Annotated in this window: 13 protein-coding genes and 1 tRNA gene; 9 read left to right on the forward strand and 5 right to left on the reverse strand. The window is 65.1% G+C overall.

Annotated elements, in window-relative coordinates; all coding sequences use genetic code 11:
* Positions 1-55: 55 nt before the first annotated feature.
* Complete coding sequence (locus ShzoTeo12_RS01655) at positions 56-319, forward strand: PepSY domain-containing protein (RefSeq protein WP_318911003.1); 264 nt, start codon at positions 56-58, stop codon at positions 317-319.
* A 123-nt stretch (positions 320-442) separates the two neighbouring features.
* Here ShzoTeo12_RS01655 and ShzoTeo12_RS01660 read toward each other — a convergent pair whose 3' ends face one another.
* A complete protein-coding gene (locus ShzoTeo12_RS01660; protein WP_023516665.1) occupies positions 443-682 on the reverse strand; it encodes a hypothetical protein in 240 nt (79 codons plus the stop codon).
* A gap of 47 nt (positions 683-729) precedes the next feature.
* On the reverse strand, positions 730-2,019 hold the full coding sequence (gene aceA / locus ShzoTeo12_RS01665) for an isocitrate lyase (RefSeq protein WP_318911013.1): 1,290 nt from the start codon (positions 2,017-2,019) through the stop codon (positions 730-732).
* 220 nt (positions 2,020-2,239) lie between these two features.
* Here aceA and ShzoTeo12_RS01670 point away from each other — a divergent pair, with 220 nt between their 5' ends.
* From ShzoTeo12_RS01670 to ShzoTeo12_RS01690, 5 genes are all read left to right on the forward strand, one after another.
* Complete coding sequence (locus ShzoTeo12_RS01670; protein ID WP_318911015.1) at positions 2,240-3,655, forward strand: helix-turn-helix domain-containing protein; 1,416 nt, start codon at positions 2,240-2,242, stop codon at positions 3,653-3,655.
* 167 nt (positions 3,656-3,822) lie between these two features.
* Positions 3,823-4,932, forward strand: a complete 1,110-nt coding sequence (locus tag ShzoTeo12_RS01675) for a polyamine ABC transporter substrate-binding protein (protein ID WP_413251133.1) — start codon at positions 3,823-3,825, stop codon at positions 4,930-4,932.
* A 132-nt stretch (positions 4,933-5,064) separates the two neighbouring features.
* The gene (locus tag ShzoTeo12_RS01680) at positions 5,065-6,207 is read left to right on the forward strand and encodes an ABC transporter ATP-binding protein (protein ID WP_318911017.1); all 1,143 of its coding nucleotides are present in this window, start codon (positions 5,065-5,067) and stop codon (positions 6,205-6,207) included.
* A 4-nt stretch (positions 6,208-6,211) separates the two neighbouring features.
* Entirely contained in the window at positions 6,212-7,123 is a 912-nt protein-coding gene (locus ShzoTeo12_RS01685) for an ABC transporter permease subunit (RefSeq protein WP_119257742.1), read from the forward strand.
* Positions 7,124-7,127: 4 nt separating this feature from the next.
* Entirely contained in the window at positions 7,128-7,949 is an 822-nt protein-coding gene (locus tag ShzoTeo12_RS01690) for an ABC transporter permease (RefSeq protein ID WP_318911020.1), read from the forward strand.
* A gap of 11 nt (positions 7,950-7,960) precedes the next feature.
* Here ShzoTeo12_RS01690 and ShzoTeo12_RS01695 read toward each other — a convergent pair whose 3' ends face one another.
* Positions 7,961-9,799 carry an AsmA-like C-terminal region-containing protein gene (locus ShzoTeo12_RS01695; RefSeq protein ID WP_318911022.1) on the reverse strand — a complete coding sequence of 613 codons (1,839 nt, stop codon included), beginning with the start codon at positions 9,797-9,799 and terminating at the stop codon, positions 7,961-7,963.
* A 178-nt stretch (positions 9,800-9,977) separates the two neighbouring features.
* On the opposite strand from ShzoTeo12_RS01695, the gene ShzoTeo12_RS01700 reads away from it, so the two are divergent.
* The gene (locus tag ShzoTeo12_RS01700) at positions 9,978-11,930 is read left to right on the forward strand and encodes an acetoacetate--CoA ligase (RefSeq protein WP_318911024.1); all 1,953 of its coding nucleotides are present in this window, start codon (positions 9,978-9,980) and stop codon (positions 11,928-11,930) included.
* A gap of 268 nt (positions 11,931-12,198) precedes the next feature.
* Here the strand turns inward: ShzoTeo12_RS01700 and ShzoTeo12_RS01705 are convergent, their stop codons facing one another.
* The gene (locus ShzoTeo12_RS01705) at positions 12,199-15,684 is read right to left on the reverse strand and encodes an ATP-binding protein (RefSeq protein WP_318911025.1); all 3,486 of its coding nucleotides are present in this window, start codon (positions 15,682-15,684) and stop codon (positions 12,199-12,201) included.
* A 244-nt stretch (positions 15,685-15,928) separates the two neighbouring features.
* On the opposite strand from ShzoTeo12_RS01705, the gene ShzoTeo12_RS01710 reads away from it, so the two are divergent.
* Positions 15,929-16,378 carry a phasin gene (locus ShzoTeo12_RS01710; RefSeq protein ID WP_119257747.1) on the forward strand — a complete coding sequence of 150 codons (450 nt, stop codon included), beginning with the start codon at positions 15,929-15,931 and terminating at the stop codon, positions 16,376-16,378.
* A gap of 149 nt (positions 16,379-16,527) precedes the next feature.
* Positions 16,528-16,604: transfer RNA gene (locus ShzoTeo12_RS01715), tRNA-His, on the forward strand.
* A gap of 51 nt (positions 16,605-16,655) precedes the next feature.
* On the opposite strand, the gene ShzoTeo12_RS01720 is transcribed toward ShzoTeo12_RS01715, so the two are convergent.
* Positions 16,656-17,537: a LysR family transcriptional regulator gene (locus ShzoTeo12_RS01720; protein WP_119257748.1), complete on the reverse strand. Its 882-nt coding sequence runs from the start codon at positions 17,535-17,537 to the stop codon at positions 16,656-16,658.
* Positions 17,538-17,567 lie beyond the last annotated feature (30 nt).

Genomic DNA, 17,567 nt, shown 5'->3' on the forward strand with positions numbered 1-17,567 from the left:
AACCATCCAGGCCCTGAGGCAAACGCAATATCCAGGGCTTGCAACGGAGGCTGTCATGACCGGAACGAACACATTCGCCCTCGCTTTCGCCCTGATGCTCGGGATGGCGCTGCCTGCGCTGGCGGACCAGCCCGGCGCCGACTGGATGCCGCTCGAAGAGGTTGCCGGGAAATTGAAGGCCGCCGGCTACACGGCAATCCATCAGATCGAGGCCGACGACGGGCGTTGGGAAGGAGAGGGCGTGAAGAACGGCACGCGAATGGAGTTCAGCGCGGATCCCCGCACCGGCGCGATCCTGACGGAGCACCCGGACAACTGACCGCCTCGCGCATTTCCAACGCGCGAGGCCATGAAGGCGGCCGCCGATCTGCAAGGCGCTCGAAACGAAAAATCCCCGACGCAGGGAACGCCGGGGATTTCCTTTCGACCGGATGTCTGCCTGTCAGCCGCGACCCTGCGTCACGATGACCGGGATCAGCAGGTCGCCCCAGTTGCCCTCGCCGCCGTGGTGACGGGCGGAGCGGACGAGCTCCACCGAGACGCCGGCCTCGACCGCCTTCATGACGGACTGGTTGAGGCGGTGCAGGTCGTTGGCGACCATGCGGATCATGGCCTGCTGGTCGGGGGTCATGGCGGAAGCCTGTTCTTCGGCTCGTTCCTTGACGCGGGTCTGGACTGTCATGGCATTTCTCCTCTTGTAACGGGGTTCTTGAAAGTGAATTGAAAGGCTTATTCGGCGGCCGGGCGGAACTGCTCGTGCTCGGTCGATTCATGCATGGCGGTCGTCGAGGACTGGCCGCCGGTGATGGCCATGGAGACGGCGTCGAAATAGCCGGTGCCGACTTCGCGCTGGTGCTTGGTCGCGGTGTAGCCGTTGATCTCGGCGGCGAATTCCGCTTCCTGCAGTTCGGAGTAGGCGGCCATCTGGCGCTCCTTGTAGCCGCGGGCCAGCTCGAACATGCCGTAGTTGAGCTGGTGGAAGCCGGCGAGCGTGATGAACTGGAACTTGTAGCCCATCGCCCCGAGTTCGCGCTGGAACTTGGCGATGGTCGCGTCGTCGAGGTTCTTCTTCCAGTTGAACGAGGGCGAGCAATTGTAGGCGAGCAGCTTGCCGGGATGGGCCTTGTGCACCGCCTCGGCGAACCTGCGGGCCTGTTCGAGGTCCGGCTTGCCGGTCTCCATCCAGATCAGGTCGCAATGCGGGGCATAGGAGATGGCGCGGGCGATGCACGGTTCGATGCCGTTCTTGACGTTGTAGAAGCCTTCGACCGTGCGGCCCTTGTCCGTGTCGACGAAGGGCTGGTCGCGCTCGTCGATGTCTGAGGTCAGGAGCTTGGCGGCTTCGGCATCCGTGCGGGCGACGATCAGCGTCGGCACGCCCATGACGTCGGCGGCAAGGCGCGCGGCATCGAGGTTGCGGATATGCGCGGCGGTCGGGATGAGGACCTTGCCGCCGAGATGGCCGCACTTCTTTTCGGAGGCGAGCTGGTCCTCGAAGTGGACACCGGCGGCGCCTGCCTCGATGAAGGCCTTCATGATCTCGAAGGCGTTGAGCGGGCCGCCGAAGCCGGCCTCCGCGTCGGCGACGATGGGGGCGAACCAGGTGTCGACCGAAAGGCCGTTGCCTTCCGCCGTCTCGATCTGGTCGGCGCGCTGGAGCGTGCGGTTGATGCGCTTGGCCAGTTCCGGCGCGGCGTTTGCCGGATAGAGCGACTGGTCGGGATACATGGCCGAGGCGGTATTGGCGTCGGCGGCGACCTGCCAGCCGGAGAGATAGATCGCCTTCAGGCCGGCGCGGACCATCTGCATGGCCTGGTTGCCCGAGAGCGCGCCGAGCGCGTTGACGAAGTCTTCCTCGTGGATGAGCTTCCAAAGGCGGTTTGCGCCGTTCTCGGCCAGCGTATGGCGGATCTGGACCGAGCCGCGCAGCTTCTCGACCGTCTCGGCCGTATAGGGGCGTTCGACGCCGTCGAACCGACCCTTCGGCGCGCTCGGGACGAGGTTGTAAAAATCGGTCATGATATCCTCCGGTATGATGTCTCTGGATCGGGATGTCGCTGTCTTGCTGCCCCGATTTCATGTGACAGTATTTACATCGCGGCGCACAATACGGCGAGGGAAAACCGGAAAATCAGCGGGATAATCGGGTAATCATGTCTTGTCTTTGACAGGACGGCTCTGTAAAAAAGTAAAATCTGTAAAATTGACAGCGCGGCCGATCGTGTAAAGGATTTGACATATGGCGGAGAACAAGATCTTTGCGGGGCCGAAGGTCCGGCGCATCCGCAACGCGCTCGGCCTCACCCAGACGGCGATGGCGGAAGGCCTGTCGATCTCGCCCTCCTATCTCAACCTCATCGAGCGCAACCAGCGGCCGCTGACCGTGCAGCTCCTCCTGCGCCTTGCCTCCGTCTACAAGGTGGACCTGGACGAGTTGCAGGGCGAGAGCGCCGGCAATGCGCGCCAGCTTCGCGAGGTCTTCGCCGATCCGCTGTTGGCCGGCGAGCTGCCGGGCGATCACGAGCTGGTGGAGATCGCCGATGCCGCGCCGAACGTGGCGAGCGGCATAATGAAGCTCTACCGTGCCTATCGCGAGCAGGCCGCGCGCCTGACCGACCTTGCCGACGTCCTCGCGCGCGAAGGCCATGCCACCACGCTGTCAGGCACGCTGCTGCCGATGGACGAGGTGCGCGACAAGCTGGAAAGCCGCCCCAATTATTTCGGCGCCATCGACGAGGCGGCCGAGCGCTTCCATGCGGCGCTGGCGCCGGGCGACGACCTCGCATCGGCGCTCAAGGGCTGGCTGCGCAAGGAGCATGGCGTCGTCGTGCGCCTCCTGCCGGTCCACACCATGCCGAACCTGCGCCGCCGCTTCGACCGGCACTCCATGCGGCTCTTCCTCTCAGAGCGCCTGTCGCCCTTCGACCAGCTGCGCGAGATCGCCATGGAGACGGTGCAGCTCGCCTTGCAGGACGAGATTTTCGCCGAGCTCGACCTGCTCGCCTTCACGACGGCGGAGGCGAAGCGCATCGCCCGCTTCGAGCTGGCGCGCTACGCCGCCCATGCGCTGATGATGCCCTACGAGGCTTTCCAGTCCACGGCGCAGCGCGTGCGCTACGATATCGACGTGCTGCGCTCGCGCTTTTCCGTTTCCTACGAGCAGGCGGCCAACCGGCTCACCATGCTGCAGCGGCCGGGAAAGGCGGGTGTGCCCTTCTTCATGCTGGAGATCGACAATGCCGGCCACCGCTTCCGGCGGGCGGGTGCGCAGGGCTTTCCGCAGGCGCGCTTCGGTGGCGGCTGTCCCAAGCTCGGCGTCCATGCCGCCTTTTCCCAGCCCGGGCAGATCCTCGTCGACCGGGTGGAGATGCCGGACGGCGGCACGTTCCTGACGGTCTCGCGGACGCTGGAAGGGCCGCAGGCCGCCTTCGCCGAGCGGGTGCGCCGCACGGCGTTGCTGGTCGGCTGCGATGCCGCCCATGCCGAGGAGACCGTCTATGGCGAGGCGGCGGGGCGAGGGGACGCGATCGCGGTCGGCGCCGCCTGCCGGCTGTGCGAGCGGCAGGGCTGTCTTGCCCGTGCCGAGCCGCCGGTCACGCGCCCGCTCGGGCTGGACGAAATGGTCGCCGGCCTCAGCCTTTTCGACTTCCAGTAAATTTCCGCTTGATTTCCGCCAAGGATGCGGTTTGAAATATGATAGGAATGGGAACAATGTGATATAAAAATTCGCTCTATGTTTGCGTGAATGCAGCTTGTCGCCTCTCGAAAAACAACCATAATCGGCGACTGTTCTTCTACGAACTCATAGGCCCGTGAAAGAAACTGGGAGATAAATCAATGATAAGGCATACTCTTTGGGCGACGGCCGCGGCCGCGGCGTTTTTGGTTGCCGGCGGTGCGTTTGCACAGGAAAAAGTGGTCAACGTCTACAACTGGTCCGACTATATCGACAGTTCGATCATCGACGATTTCACCAAGGAAACCGGCATCAAGGTCGTCTACGACGTCTATGACTCGAACGAGATCCTCGAGACGAAGCTCCTGGCCGGCGGCACGGGCTACGACGTGGTCGTTCCGACCAACACCTTCCTCCAGCGCCAGATCGCTGCGGGCGTCTACCAGAAGCTCGACAAGTCCAAGCTGCCGAACCTCAAGAACATGTGGGACATGGTGGCCGAGCGCATGCAGCCGTTCGACCCGGGCAACGAATATTCCATCAACTACATGTGGGGCACGATCGGCATCGGCTTCAACAAGGCCAAGATCAAGGAAGCGCTCGGCACCGACGAGGTCGATAGCTGGAAGGCGGTCTTCGATCCGGAATATGCCGCCAAGCTCAAGGATTGCGGCATCAACTTCCTCGATTCGCCGACCGACATGATCCCGGTCGTGCTGGCCTATCTCGGCCTCAATCCCGACAGCCATGACCCGGCCGATATCGCCAAGGCCGAGGAAGCGCTGCTGAAGGTTCGCCCCTTCGTCCGCAAGTTCCATTCCTCGGAATTCATCAACGGCCTTGCCAACGGCGATATCTGCGCCGCGGTCGGCTGGTCCGGCGATATCTTCCAGGCGCGCGATCGCGCCGATGAGGCCAAGAACGGCGTGGAAGTCGGCTATGCCATCCCGAAGGAAGGCACGCAGATGTGGTTCGACCAGATGGCCATCCCCGCCGACGCGCCGCATGTCGAAGAGGCGCACGCCTTCCTCAACTACATCATGCGCCCGGAAGTCATCGCCAAGTCGACGGAATACGTCCACTACGCCAACGGCAACAAGGCCTCGCAGGCGCTGCTGCCGGAAGACATCATCAAGGACCCGACGATCTATCCGGATGACGAGACCCTGAAGAAGCTCTTCACCAACACGACGCTGGATTCCAAGACGCAGCGCGTGTTCACGCGAACCTGGACCAAGATCGTGACCGGCCAGTAACCGGCTCGATAAATTGCCCGGAACCGGTTTCCGGGCAATTTCATTTTGTTCGACGCAGTTCCCGCCGCAAGCCGCCGCTTCGTCTCGCCGGAACTGCCGGGAATGCCAGAAAAAGAGAGTTGGGGACAGGCAATGAAATCTCTCGGCAATATCCGTCGTTCCTTCGCGCCCTGGATGGATCCGGACGCAAAACCGTTCATCACCTTCCGAAACGTCACGAAGAAGTTCGGCGATTTCACTGCCGTCGACGACCTCACCCTCGATATCTATCACCGCGAGTTCTTCGCCCTGCTCGGGGCCTCGGGCTGCGGCAAGTCCACGCTCCTGCGCATGCTGGCCGGCTTCGAGCGGCCGACCTCCGGCGAGATCATCCTCGACGGCCAGGACATCGCCGGCATCCCGCCCTACAAGCGGCCGGTCAACATGATGTTCCAGTCCTACGCGCTCTTCCCGCACATGACGGTGGAGAGCAATATCGGCTTCGGCCTTAGGCAGGACGGCATGCCGAAGAACGAGATCGCCGAGCGCGTCGCCCAGATGCTCAAGCTGGTGAAGCTCGAGAAATTCGCCAAGCGCAAGCCGCACCAGCTTTCCGGCGGCCAGCGCCAGCGCGTGGCGCTCGCCCGCTCGCTCGCCAAGCGCCCGAAGGTGCTGCTGCTCGACGAACCGCTGGGTGCGCTCGACAAGAAGCTGCGCGAGGAAACCCAGTTCGAGCTGATGGACCTGCAGCAGGAACTCGGCCTCACCTTCGTCGTCGTGACGCACGACCAGGAGGAGGCGATGACCATGGCCGACCGCATCGCGGTGATGAGTCACGGCAAGGTCATCCAGGTCGCCACCCCGGCGGAAATCTACGAGGCGCCGAATTCCCGCTTCGTCGCCGACTTCATCGGCGACGTGAACATCCTCGACGGCAAGGTCGCGGCGAGCGGCAACGGCAAGATCGAGCTGGCCGCCAACGAGGGCTTCACCATCCGCACCGCCGCCGCCAATGCGCCCACGCCCGGCAGCGCCGCCGGCTTCGCGATCCGCCCGGAAAAGCTGAAAGTGTCGCGCAATGCGCCCGCAGACGCCACGTTCAACGCGGCGCAGGGCGAGATCTGGGATATCGGCTATCTCGGCGACATGACCGTCTTCTACGTCAAGCTCGACAGCGGCAAGGTCGTGAAGGCCTCCATGCTGAATGCCCAGCGCGAGGTGGAAAATCCCATCGCCTATGACGAGAAGGTCTGGGTCTCCTTCGGCGAGACGGCCGGCGTCGTATTGAAGGATTGATGCGATGAACAAGCTCGGCTCCGCCATCTTCAGCCGCCTTGTCATCATCGTTCCCTATGCCTGGCTGCTGTTCTTCTTCCTCATCCCCTTCTTCATCGTCTTCCGCATCTCGCTCTCCACCACGGCGATCGCCCAGCCGCCCTACGTGCCGGTCTTCGCGCTGTCGGACGGCCTTTCCGGCCTCTGGGCAAAGCTCGGCGAGCTGCATTTCGACAATTTCGTCTGGCTGACGGAGGATGCGCTCTATTTCAACGCCTATTTGTCGAGCCTCTGGATCGCGGGGCTCTCGACCGCCATCACGCTGCTGATCGGCTATCCCATCGCCTATGGCATGGCGCAGGCGCCGCGCTCGCTGCGTCCGACGCTGCTCATGCTGGTGATCCTGCCCTTCTGGACGAGCTTCCTGATCCGCGTCTATGCCTGGATCGCCATCCTCAAGCCGGAGGGGCTGCTTAACCAGTTCCTCATCGGCACGGGCATCATCGACCAGCCGCTGGTCATCATGAACACCAACTGGGCGATCTATATCGGCATCGTCTATTCCTACCTGCCCTTCATGGTGCTGCCGCTCTATTCGGCGCTCGAGAAGATGGACAACACGCTGATCGAGGCCGCGCAGGATCTCGGCTGCTCGCAGATCTCCGCCTTCTGGAAGATTACCTTCCCGCTCTCCATTCCGGGCGTCGTGGCCGGTTGCATGCTCGTCTTCATCCCGGCCGTCGGCGAGTTCGTCATCCCCGACCTTCTCGGCGGGTCGCAGACGCTGATGATCGGCAAGACGCTGTGGAACGAATTCAACGCGAATCGCGACTGGCCGGTCTCCGCCGCCGTCGCGACCATCCTGCTCCTCATCCTGGTCGTGCCCATCGTGTTCTTCCAGAATGCGCAGGCCAAGGCCGAAGAGCAGGGGAGATAAGCCCATGAACAACTCCTGGTCCCGTTTCAACATCGTCTCGGTCGTTCTCGGCTTTACCTTCCTTTACCTGCCGATCGTGCTTCTGGTCATCTTCTCCTTCAACGAGTCCAAGCTCGTGACGGTCTGGGCCGGCTTCTCGACGAAATGGTACGTCTCGCTCTTCCATAACCAGGGCCTGATGGATGCGGCCTGGGTGACGGTCCGCGTGGGCCTGCTGGCGGCGAGCGTTGCAACCGTCCTCGGCACCATGGCGGCGCTGGCGCTGACGCGCTACACGCGCTTCCGCGGCCGCCTTCTCTTCTCGGGCATGGTCTATGCGCCGCTCGTCATGCCGGAGGTCATCACCGGCCTGTCGCTGCTGCTGCTCTTCGTCGCCATCGGCTTCGACCGCGGCTTCTGGACGGTGACGCTGGCGCATATCACCTTCTCGATGTGCTTCGTGACGGTGGTGGTGCAGTCGCGCCTGCTCTCCTTCGACCGCTCGGTGGAGGAGGCGGCGCTCGATCTCGGCGCGACGCCCGTCAGGACCTTCTTCGAGGTGACGCTGCCGATCATCGCGCCTGCCGTGCTGTCCGGCTGGATGCTGGCGCTGACGCTCTCGCTCGACGACCTCGTCATCGCGAGCTTCACCTCGGGCCCGGGCGCGACGACCCTGCCGATGAAGATCTACAGCCAGGTGCGCCTCGGCGTGACGCCGGAAATCAACGCGGCCTGCACATTGCTCATCGGCCTCGTCGCCATCGGCGTCATCATCGCGTCGGTCATGACGAAGCGGCGCGAGCTGCAGCGGGTGCGCGACGAGCAGGCGGCCTTCGCCGGCCGCTGATTGCTGCCGGATCACCGGCGGGGCTCTTGCCCCGTCAGGATCGCGATGGGCGAGATCACCGGCTCCGGCCAGGAGCCGCCGACAAAGAAGCTGATCGCCGGACTGGTCGGGGCGACGCCCTCCTGCGGGCGCTCGGCAAGGCTGCCGGCCAGTGCGAGGCTGCCGGTGCGGTAGGGGATCAGGCCCGAAAGCGTCAGCAGCCTGTCGGTTCCCTCGATTTCCGCCTTGGTGAGTTCGGCAAGCCCGCGATTGAGCTTCGCATCCATGTCCGCCCGCACGAAATCGAACGAGCCGTCGGCGACTTCCGACGTGCTGAAGAAGGTGTTCTGTGCCGCCCGCTGCTCGAAGGCCGGGCGGTTGAAATGGGTGAGGGTGCCCGGCCCCATGCGCAGCCGGAAGCGGCCCGACATGTCGGAGACCGTCGTCGCCCAGAGCGGCAGGTCCGTCGAGAGCTCGAAATCCGCCGAGCCGATGCCGGTCGGCAGCGGGCCGGGCAGCGCGAGCGTGCTGACGATGGCGCCGATATCGACATTGCCCAGCGACATCTGCAACTGGCCACCGCCGCGGAAGCCGCTTTCGGCGAGCACGATGCGCCCCGTCATGCGCCCGCCGAGAAACGCGCTGTCGCCGACATCGAAGGAGGCCCGGCCGTTCTCGACGCGCATCCCGGCGGCGAGATCCTGCAGCGAGAACGGCGCGAAATCCGCGCTCTTTGCGGAAAGCCGCAGGTCCATGGCGAACTGGCGGATGAAGGTGGTATCGATGCCCGGTGCATTCGGATCGGTGCCGGGAAGCGGCGAGAAGGCGGTGAGGAAGGCGCGCAGGTCCATCTTGTCGAAGGCGAGCGTGCCGTCCACCTTCGGCAGGCCGTCCGCCGGCATGGCGATGTCGAGAACGCCCGTCGCCTCCGCATTGTCGAGCACCAGCTTGACGTTATCGAGCCGTGCCGAAGCACCCGAGCTGGTGACGTTCGCCTCGGCGCTCACCTGGCCGATATTGCCGACCGCCGGAATGTCCTTGCCCTGCCAGGCGAGCAGGCGGCTGAGCGACGGCGTCGAAAGCTGCATCGCGCCGGAGATATAGGCATTGCCGGAAAGGTTGGCGGTACCGTCGAAACCGAATTTCGCCGGGTCGGCGGACAGACTGGTCTGGATCACGGCGTCCCGCCCGGCGAGAAGCGCGAGCGGGTGGCCGGTGGTGAAGGACCAATGGGTCATCTCGCCGTTGACGACGCCGGAAAGCGAAAGCTCAAGTGTCCGACGGAGCGCGGGCCAGTCGATGCTGCCGTTGATGTCGGTGATGCGGTAGGGCTTCTCGCCCCGCGCGATGTCGAGCACGCCGTCGCGGATGGAGATCGTGCCGATGCGCTCGTCCTTAATGTCGGCGGGCTGGCCCTCCGGGGCCTTGGCGGTCGCGTCGATCGCCTGGATCAGCCAGCCGCTGTGGCGCCAGTTGAAGACGCCGTCGGCGCTCCATCCGGCATGAACGACGGGGCGCACGAGTTCGAAATCGCTGAAGCCCGGCTGGCCGCGCACGGCGCCGAGGAGGTCGAAGGTCGCCGCGACCTTCTCGACGGTCGCGAGCTCCCCGCCGGTGCCGTCCGCCTTCGTGCCGACGATGCGCACATTGCCGAGTGTCACGCGCGGATAGGGCCAGAAGGAAAACTCCGCTTTCCGGCCGACATGCACTGCAGCGCCGGTCCAGTTTTCCAGCGCCTGCTCGATGCCGCGCTCCACCGCCGCCGTCTGCACGAGGAAGGGGAAGGCGATGCGCCCCGCCGCGACGACGAGCAGAACCGCAAGGATGCCCCGCACCAGAAGCTTCGAACGGAGGAATCGGGATAGGGTCATGCGGGGCGCGGCTCCTCTGCCGGCAATCTCATCTCAAGCGAAACGGGGATAGGCGCTCGTGCGGAAGAAATCAAATGCCGCCATGGCGGAATTGCGTTCGGCGACGGCGCGAACGGGCGTTCCCCGCTTTATAGTGCGACGCAACATGCTATACGAATGCCATGGAGTGGAGGACAGCATGACGTCAGAAATGCCCCTGTGGGAACCTTCGGCAGAAATCCTGGAAAAGAGCCCGATGGCGCTCTTCATGAAGGCCGCCGGCCGGCGGGCCGGGCGCGCCTTCGCCTCCTATGACGAACTGCACGACTGGTCCGTCGCGGACCGGGCCGGCTTCTGGACCGCCGTCTGGGACGAATGCGGCGTTATCGGCGAGACCGGCGCGACGGCGCTCGAAAACGGCGAGCGCATGCTGGAGGCCCGCTTCTTCCCGGAGGGACGGCTGAACTTTGCCGAAAACCTCCTGCGGAAGACCGGCGCGGGCGATGCCATCGTCTTCCGCGGCGAGGACAAGGTCTCCTATCGCTGGTCCTGGGACGAACTCGGCGCCCGCGTCTCGAAGCTCCAGCAGGCCTTTGCCGCCATGGGCATCGGCGAAGGCGACCGTGTCGCGGCCATGATGCCGAACATGCCGGAGACCATCGCGCTGATGCTCGCCGCCGCCTCGCTCGGCGCGATCTGGTCCTCCTGTTCGCCCGATTTCGGCGAGCAGGGCGTGCTCGACCGCTTCGGCCAGATCGAGCCGAAGCTCTTCATCGCCTGCGACGCTTATTGGTATGCCGGCAAGCTGCAGGACGTGTCCGGGAAGGTGAAGGCCGTCGCGGCCAGGCTGGAGACGCCCGTCCTCGTGGTGCATTATGCCGGCGATGCCGAGGCGCTCGCCGCCGCGCTGCCGGACGGCCGCACGCTGGATGCGCTGATGGCGCCCTTTGAGGCGAAGCCTCTCGCCTTCGCGCGGCTTCCGTTCCGCCATCCGCTCTACATCCTCTTTTCCTCCGGCACGACGGGCGTGCCGAAATGCATCGTGCATTCGGCCGGCGGCACCCTGCTGCAGCACCTGAAGGAACACAGCCTGCATTGCGGGCTCGTCGAGGACGACCGGCTGTTCTACTTCACCACCTGCGGCTGGATGATGTGGAACTGGCTGGTCTCCGGCCTTGCGGTCGGCGCGACGCTCTGCCTCTTTGACGGCTCCCCCTTCCATCCGGATGGCAACGTGCTGTTCGATTATGCCGAGGCGGAACGGTTCGCCGTCTTCGGCACCTCCGCCAAATATATCGATGCGGTGCGCAAGGGCGGCTTCACGCCGGTGACGACGCACGATCTTTCGAACCTGCGCCTTCTCACCTCCACCGGCTCGCCGCTGTCGCCGGAGGGCTTTTCCTTCGTCTACGAGGGCATCAAGCCGGATGTGCAGCTCGCCTCGATTTCCGGCGGCACGGATATCGTCTCCTGCTTCGTGCTGGGCATTCCCCTGAAACCGGTCTGGCGCGGCGAGATCCAGGGCCCCGGCCTCGGCCTTGCCATGGACGTCTGGAACGAGGACGGCCATCCGGTGCGCGAGGAGAAGGGCGAGCTTGTCTGCACCAGGGCCTTCCCCTCCATGCCCGTGATGTTCTGGAACGATCCGGACGGCGCGAAATACCGCGCCGCCTATTTCGAGCGCTTCGACAATGTCTGGTGCCACGGCGACTTCGCCGAATGGACGAGCCATGGTGGCATCATCATTCATGGCCGTTCCGACGCCACGCTCAATCCCGGTGGCGTGCGCATCGGCACGGCCGAAATCTACAACCAGGTCGAACAGCTCGAAGAGATCGCTGAAGCCCTCTGCATCGGCCAGGACTTCGACGACGACGTGCGCGTCGTGCTCTTCGTGCGCCTTGCGCCCGGTATCGTGCTGGACGAGGCGCTGGAAAAGAAGATCAGGACGAAGATCCGCACCGGCGCGTCGCCCCGCCATGTGCCGGCAAGGATCATCGCGGTCGCCGACATTCCCCGCACCAAGTCGGGCAAGATCGTCGAACTTGCCGTGCGCGAGGTGGTGCATGGGCGTCCGGTCAAGAACAAGGAGGCGCTCGCCAATCCGGAAGCGCTGGCACTTTTCGCCGACCTGCCGGCGCTGAGATCCTGAGCGTCGCGGTTTAACGGTTTCAGGCCCGCCGCGTTAACCAAGTTTTCGGACAGGTGAACGAAACCTTTGTGCCGAAACCGGCCAGGTAAGCATTTGTTAAGTCGGGATGACGCAAGGTCGTGCCAACTTGAGCATGCCCGATGAGAGGGCTTTCCGGTCGTATCCGACCCCGGTGGCATGAAGCCGTTGACCCTGGCTTTTGTTGGACAGCATTCAAACTATCGGGGCGGCTTTTGCCGCCCTCTTTTTTATCCTTTATTCGCCCGCCTCAGTCCGCCAGCACGCGCGGGGAGGGGAAGACCACCTCGACCAGCGTGCCCTCGTTCGGCGTGGAGCTGATCGCGAAATTCGCCCGGTTGGCGTCGACCATTGCCTTGGTCAGCGGCAGGCCGAGGCCGGTGCCGTCGCCGCGCTTGCGCGCGCCCGTCGTCACTTGGCGGAAGGGCTTCATCGCCTGCTCCAGCTCGCTGCGCGTCATGCCGACGCCAGTATCGCGAATGCGCAGCACAACGCTGCCATTCGCCTCATAGGCGGTGGAGACGACGATCTGCCCGCCGGACGGCGTGAAGCGGATGGCGTTCGACAGGATGTTGAGCGCGATCTGCTTGATCGAGCGCAGGTCCGCCACGATCTGCGGCACATTGGTCGAAAGCGAGGTGCGGATGATGACGCGCTGGGCGTTCGCCTGCGGCTGCACCAGCGAGACGGCTTCCGAGATCGTCTCGTTGAGGCCGACGGCGGTGAATTCCAGCTCCATTTCGCCCGCCTCGATCTTGGAGATGTCGAGCAGGTCGTTGACGATGTCGAGCACATGGCGGCCGGACCGGCCGATGTCGTTGGCATATTCGATGTAGCGCGGATGGCCGATCGGCCCGAAGCGCTCCGTCGCCATCATGTCGGAAAAGCCGATGATGGCATTGAGCGGCGTGCGGATCTCGTGGCTGACGCGGGCGAGGAAATCGCTCTTGTGGGCGTTCGCCGTCTCGGCCGCGCGCTTGGCGTTGCGCAGCTCCTCCTCCGTGCGCTTCCACTGGGTGATGTCGCGGATGACCGCGCAATAGCCGGCGGAAGAGGAAAGGCGGCCCATGGTCATGAAGAGCGGGATGAAGCCGCCGCCCGCCTCGCGGCCGATGACCTCGCGCCCGTCGTTGAGGACGCTCGCGACACCATGGCCGGAAAGGCCGGCGAGATAGTCGAGCACCGCCTTCTGGCTTTCATGGGCGAAGAGCATGGCGAAGGGGCGGCCGCGCGTCTCGTCCTCGTCATAGTTGAAGAGGGCGCTCGCGGAACGGTTCATGGAGCGGATGTCGCCGTCCTGGCCGACGACGACGACGCCGTCGGTGGCGGTTTCGAGAATGGAGCGCAGCTCGCTGACCTCGATGCGCAGCGCCGCGGCGGCGGCCTGGTCGGCGGGCCGTTCTTCGGATTCGGCCGGGACGGGGGCGGTGTCGACCAGCTTGAGCGCCGGCTTTTCCTGCACCGGCGTCAGCGCCAGCATGAGCGCCGTGCCGTCTTCCCAGCGGATCGACTGGAGTCGGGCGCGCACCGCGCTGGAGCTCTCGCCGTCGGCATGGCGGAGCGCCATGGTGCCGCCGCTCTCCTCGGCTTCCTCGTCGGGACCGGCCAGCAGGATGTCGAGCCCGCCGGAGGCTTCGAGGTCCTTCAGGTCTGAATAGCCCGTCAGGCGGAAGAATTCCGGATTGGCATGGATGAGCCGGTCGCCGACATGGACGAGCAGCGCAACCGGCAGCGCATCGACGACGGGGCCGGTCAGCCCATAGTCCATCTGGCGGCGCGAGGGGGCAAAGCCCGTGCGCTCGCCGGCAGGCTCTTCGTGCAGCATGTCGTCGGCATGGGGGCCGACTTCGAGGCCGGGCATTTCCGCCGCGGCTTCGCCGGTGGCGGACGGATTGTTCGTATCATCGCCGTCGGCCTTGTCGGCATCATCCGCCGTTTCCTCCGCCGGCCGATCTTCGGGCTTGCGCTTGCCGAAGGTCTCGCCGAGCTGGCGGGCGATCTCGCGGAATGCCGCCTGCTCGCCGGTGGAAAGGCCATCGAACAGCCCGCCGCGATTGCGCCGGGTCTCGAGCTGCACGACCTTGTCGGAATGCCGGCGGGCGGGCGTCTCGACGAGGCGCAGCGCAGGCCGTTCGCCCCGGAACGCGTCTTCCTCGTCGCCGTCGGGCGCGGGAGCCGCTTCCGCATCCACGCCTTCGGCTTCGGACGGGTCCGTTTCGACAGTCGTCGCGACCTCGTGATCCGTGGAGGTTGCTTCTTCCGGCGAAATGGCATCGTCGCTGCCCGCATCCGCCGTTTCCGGCGGCATCTCGTCCGCGTCCTGCGCCGCCGTCTCCAGCAGGGTGCCGGTCTCCTCGGCGAAGGCTTCTTCCACCAGCGCTTCCCCCGCCGGCTCGGCATCGCCCAGCGTCAGGCCGCGGGCATGCGGGTCCTCGGCCGCATCGGCGATGCGCACGATGCCGAAGCCGCGGAAGCCGTCGAATTCGCGGTTGCGGGAATAGGTGGGCAGGGCGGCGAGGTCGACGGGAACGACGAGGCTGGTGCCTTCGACCGGCCACTGGATCGTCTTGCCCGACCATGTGTCGCGGCGGCGCAGGAGATCGCCGATCTTTCCATCCGGGTCGAGATCGAAGCGTCCGGCGACATCGCTGAAGCGTTCCCCGGAAATCGCGGCGGCATGCGGCCCGACGGCGGCGGCGAACTCCTCCGAAATCTCGCTGAACCGGCCCTCGGCATCGATCTTCCAGACGAAACGGATCGGACGGCCCTGCGGGTTGAAGACGAAACCGGTCTTCTCCGTCGTCTCGCTCACGGGGGCAGGGGACTCGACGGCATCGGCGGCCGTAATCTCGGTGGGGGCCTCGACGTTATCGTCGTCGGCTTCTTCGGCGGCAATCTCTTCCGCCTCTTCCGCCGGGGCAACCTCGATGGGGGCCTCTTCGTCGTTCGAAACAGGCTCGGGAGTTTCCGATACTGCCGCGACGGTCACCTCGGCAGCGGCGGGCGTCTCCTCGACGGCCGGCTCCGCTTTGGCCTGCTGGACGGGCTCGTCCTCCTCCGGGTCGAGATGGCCAAGAATGGTCTCGACGGCGAAAAGCAGGTGCAGGGCGGGGTCGTTGGAAATCTTGCCGATGGCGGCAGGCAGATGCCCGCGCCCGGTGGCGACAGGACGCTTGACGAGGTGTTCGGCGCTGCGGCCGGCGGCCTCCACGAGCGCAAGGCGGGTCTGCTGGCTGATGGCCAGCCGGTCGAAGCCGTCCGAGGCGGCGACGACCGCGCCCTCGCCGTCGAGCACGGCCATGTGCGTGTCGGGATCGTCGAAGCCGGCGAGCATCGCGGCGGCCGCGTCCGCGTCGCCCTGGCTGCCGGCGACGGGCACGCTGAACAGGATGGCATCGTCACCGCGGCGGATGGTGATCGCCTCGACCGTCGCATGGACCGGCACGCTGCGGAAGCCGCTGCCGACGCGCATCAGGAAGCTGCGCCGCTCGCCCGGCGCCCCGACCTGCCGCGCGGTCGCGGCGAGCTGGCGGAATGCGACGTCGGTGCGGTCCGGGCCGGTATCGAGGAAGTCGTAGATATTGTCCTGGCCGAAGAGGGCCGCGCCCCGGCCGTTCGACCAGAGCACCCGCGCCATGTCCTTGGAAAACAGCACGACCGCCTCGCCCCGTGCAAAGGGCAGGCGCACCCGTTCATGGACGGCGACGTCGATAAAGGGATACTGTTTCGCGGACATGTTCAGGCCTGCATCTTGCTCCGGCACCCCGGTCTTCGATTAACGCTTTATTAATAGCGGCGCACAGGCGGGGGGTCCAGCGCCGGACCCGCTGAGCCCCGGGCTTTCGGGCGGAAAGGTTAACGGCGTGCCGGATTTATTGTGCATCGCACAAAAATGTTGCAATGCGAAAAGAAATCGCCTATATGGAGGCCATCCAAGAACACGGCGCCTCTAGAGAGGGCCAAACCAAGGAGCGCAGACAATGGCTACCAAGAAGACCGACGACGTATTCTCCATCGCTTCCATCGACCCGGCCAAGCTTTCCGAGAGCTTCCGCGAATTCGCCGAGAAGGGCGCCTCGCAGACCAAGGAAGCCTATGCCAAGATGAAGGAAGCCGCCGAGGACGCAACGAAGACCGTCGAAGCGACGCTCGAAAGCGCGCAGGCCGGCTCCGTCGAACTCGGCCTCAAGGCCATCGAAGCGCTCCGCACCAATGCCGAAAGCTCGCTTTCCCACATGGAAGCCCTGCTCGGCGTGAAGTCCGTTTCCGAACTCTTCGAACTGCAGACCGCCTTCCTGCGCAAGCAGGCCGAAGTCGTCGTCGAGCAGGCCAAGTCCCTCCAGGAAACCTCCAAGAAGGTTGCCGAGAAGGTCGCCGCTCCCGGCAAGTCGGCCGCCGAAAAGGCCATGAAGTCCTTCAAGTCGGTCTGATCCGCCGCGCGAGGCGGGTTGCGACCCTGTTACGGGATGGCCGGGCGATTGCCCGGCCATTTTCGTTTGTGGAGCGTGCAGAAAACGCTTGAAAAAAGGTGCGGCTGCCCGTATGTGACCCACCAAGCGCGCTGGACGCGCCTTGTTGTGCGGTTGTAGCTCAGTTGGTTAGAGCGCAGGTTTGTGGCACCTGAGGTCGTAGGTTCGATTCCCACCAACCGTACCACTCTTCTCCCCCCATATTTGAATTTCTGCTGATCGAGGCCTCTGCCGGGCTTCAGAGGAACATCGCGTGTTCCTTGCGCACGAGTTCCTGCACGAATTCGGCGACGGTGCGAACGCGCACGAGGTCGCGCGCGCTTTCGTGCCACGTCGTCCAGTAGGCGCGGCGGATCGAGGTGGCGGGCAGCAGCCGGACGAGCTCGGGATATTGCCGGGCGATATAGTCGTGCAGGATGCCGACGCCCGCGCCCGAGCGCACGGCCTCCGTCTGGCCGGTGGCGCTCGAAATCTCGAAGCCGGCGTCCCAACTGCGCATGATCTCGCCGGTGAAGTTGAGCGAGGCCGTGAAGATGAGGTCCTCCACATAGCCGATGCGCCGGTGCGCCTTGAGGTCCTCGACGCTCTCCGGCGTGCCGTTCTCCGCCAGATAGGCCTTTGAGGCATAAAGGCCGAGCGTGTAATCCGTGAGCTTGGAGGAGACGAGCCGGCCCTGTTCCGGCCGCTCCAGCGTGATCGCGATATCCGCCTCGCGCTGCGACAGCGAGAAGGAGCGGGGGACCGGCACGAGCTGGATCTTCAGTTCCGGATGGCGCGCCGTCAGCCGGCCGAGCCGGGGGGCGAGGAAGGAGACGCCGAAACCGTCCGGCGCCCCGACGCGCACGGTGCCGGCGACCGCCGTGTCGATGCGCCCGATGCTGGCCTGCACCGCCAGCATTTCCGTTTCCATACGTTCGGCCGCGCGCAAAAAGGCCTCGCCCTCGGCGGTGAGGTCGCAGCCATTGGTGCGGCGGATGAGAAGGCGCGTCTTCAGCGCCTCCTCCAGCGCGCTGACGCGGCGGCTGAGTGTGGCGTGGTTGACGCCGAGCCGGCGGGAGGCGGCAAGGAGCTGCCCGGTGCGGGCCACCGCCAGGAACATGCGGGCGTCATCCCAGTTCATCGCATCCTCCGGCTTTAATTTCTGCACAAC

Source organism: Shinella zoogloeoides, from assembly GCF_033705735.1.
In the GTDB taxonomy this organism is placed as follows: domain Bacteria; phylum Pseudomonadota; class Alphaproteobacteria; order Rhizobiales; family Rhizobiaceae; genus Shinella; species Shinella zoogloeoides_A.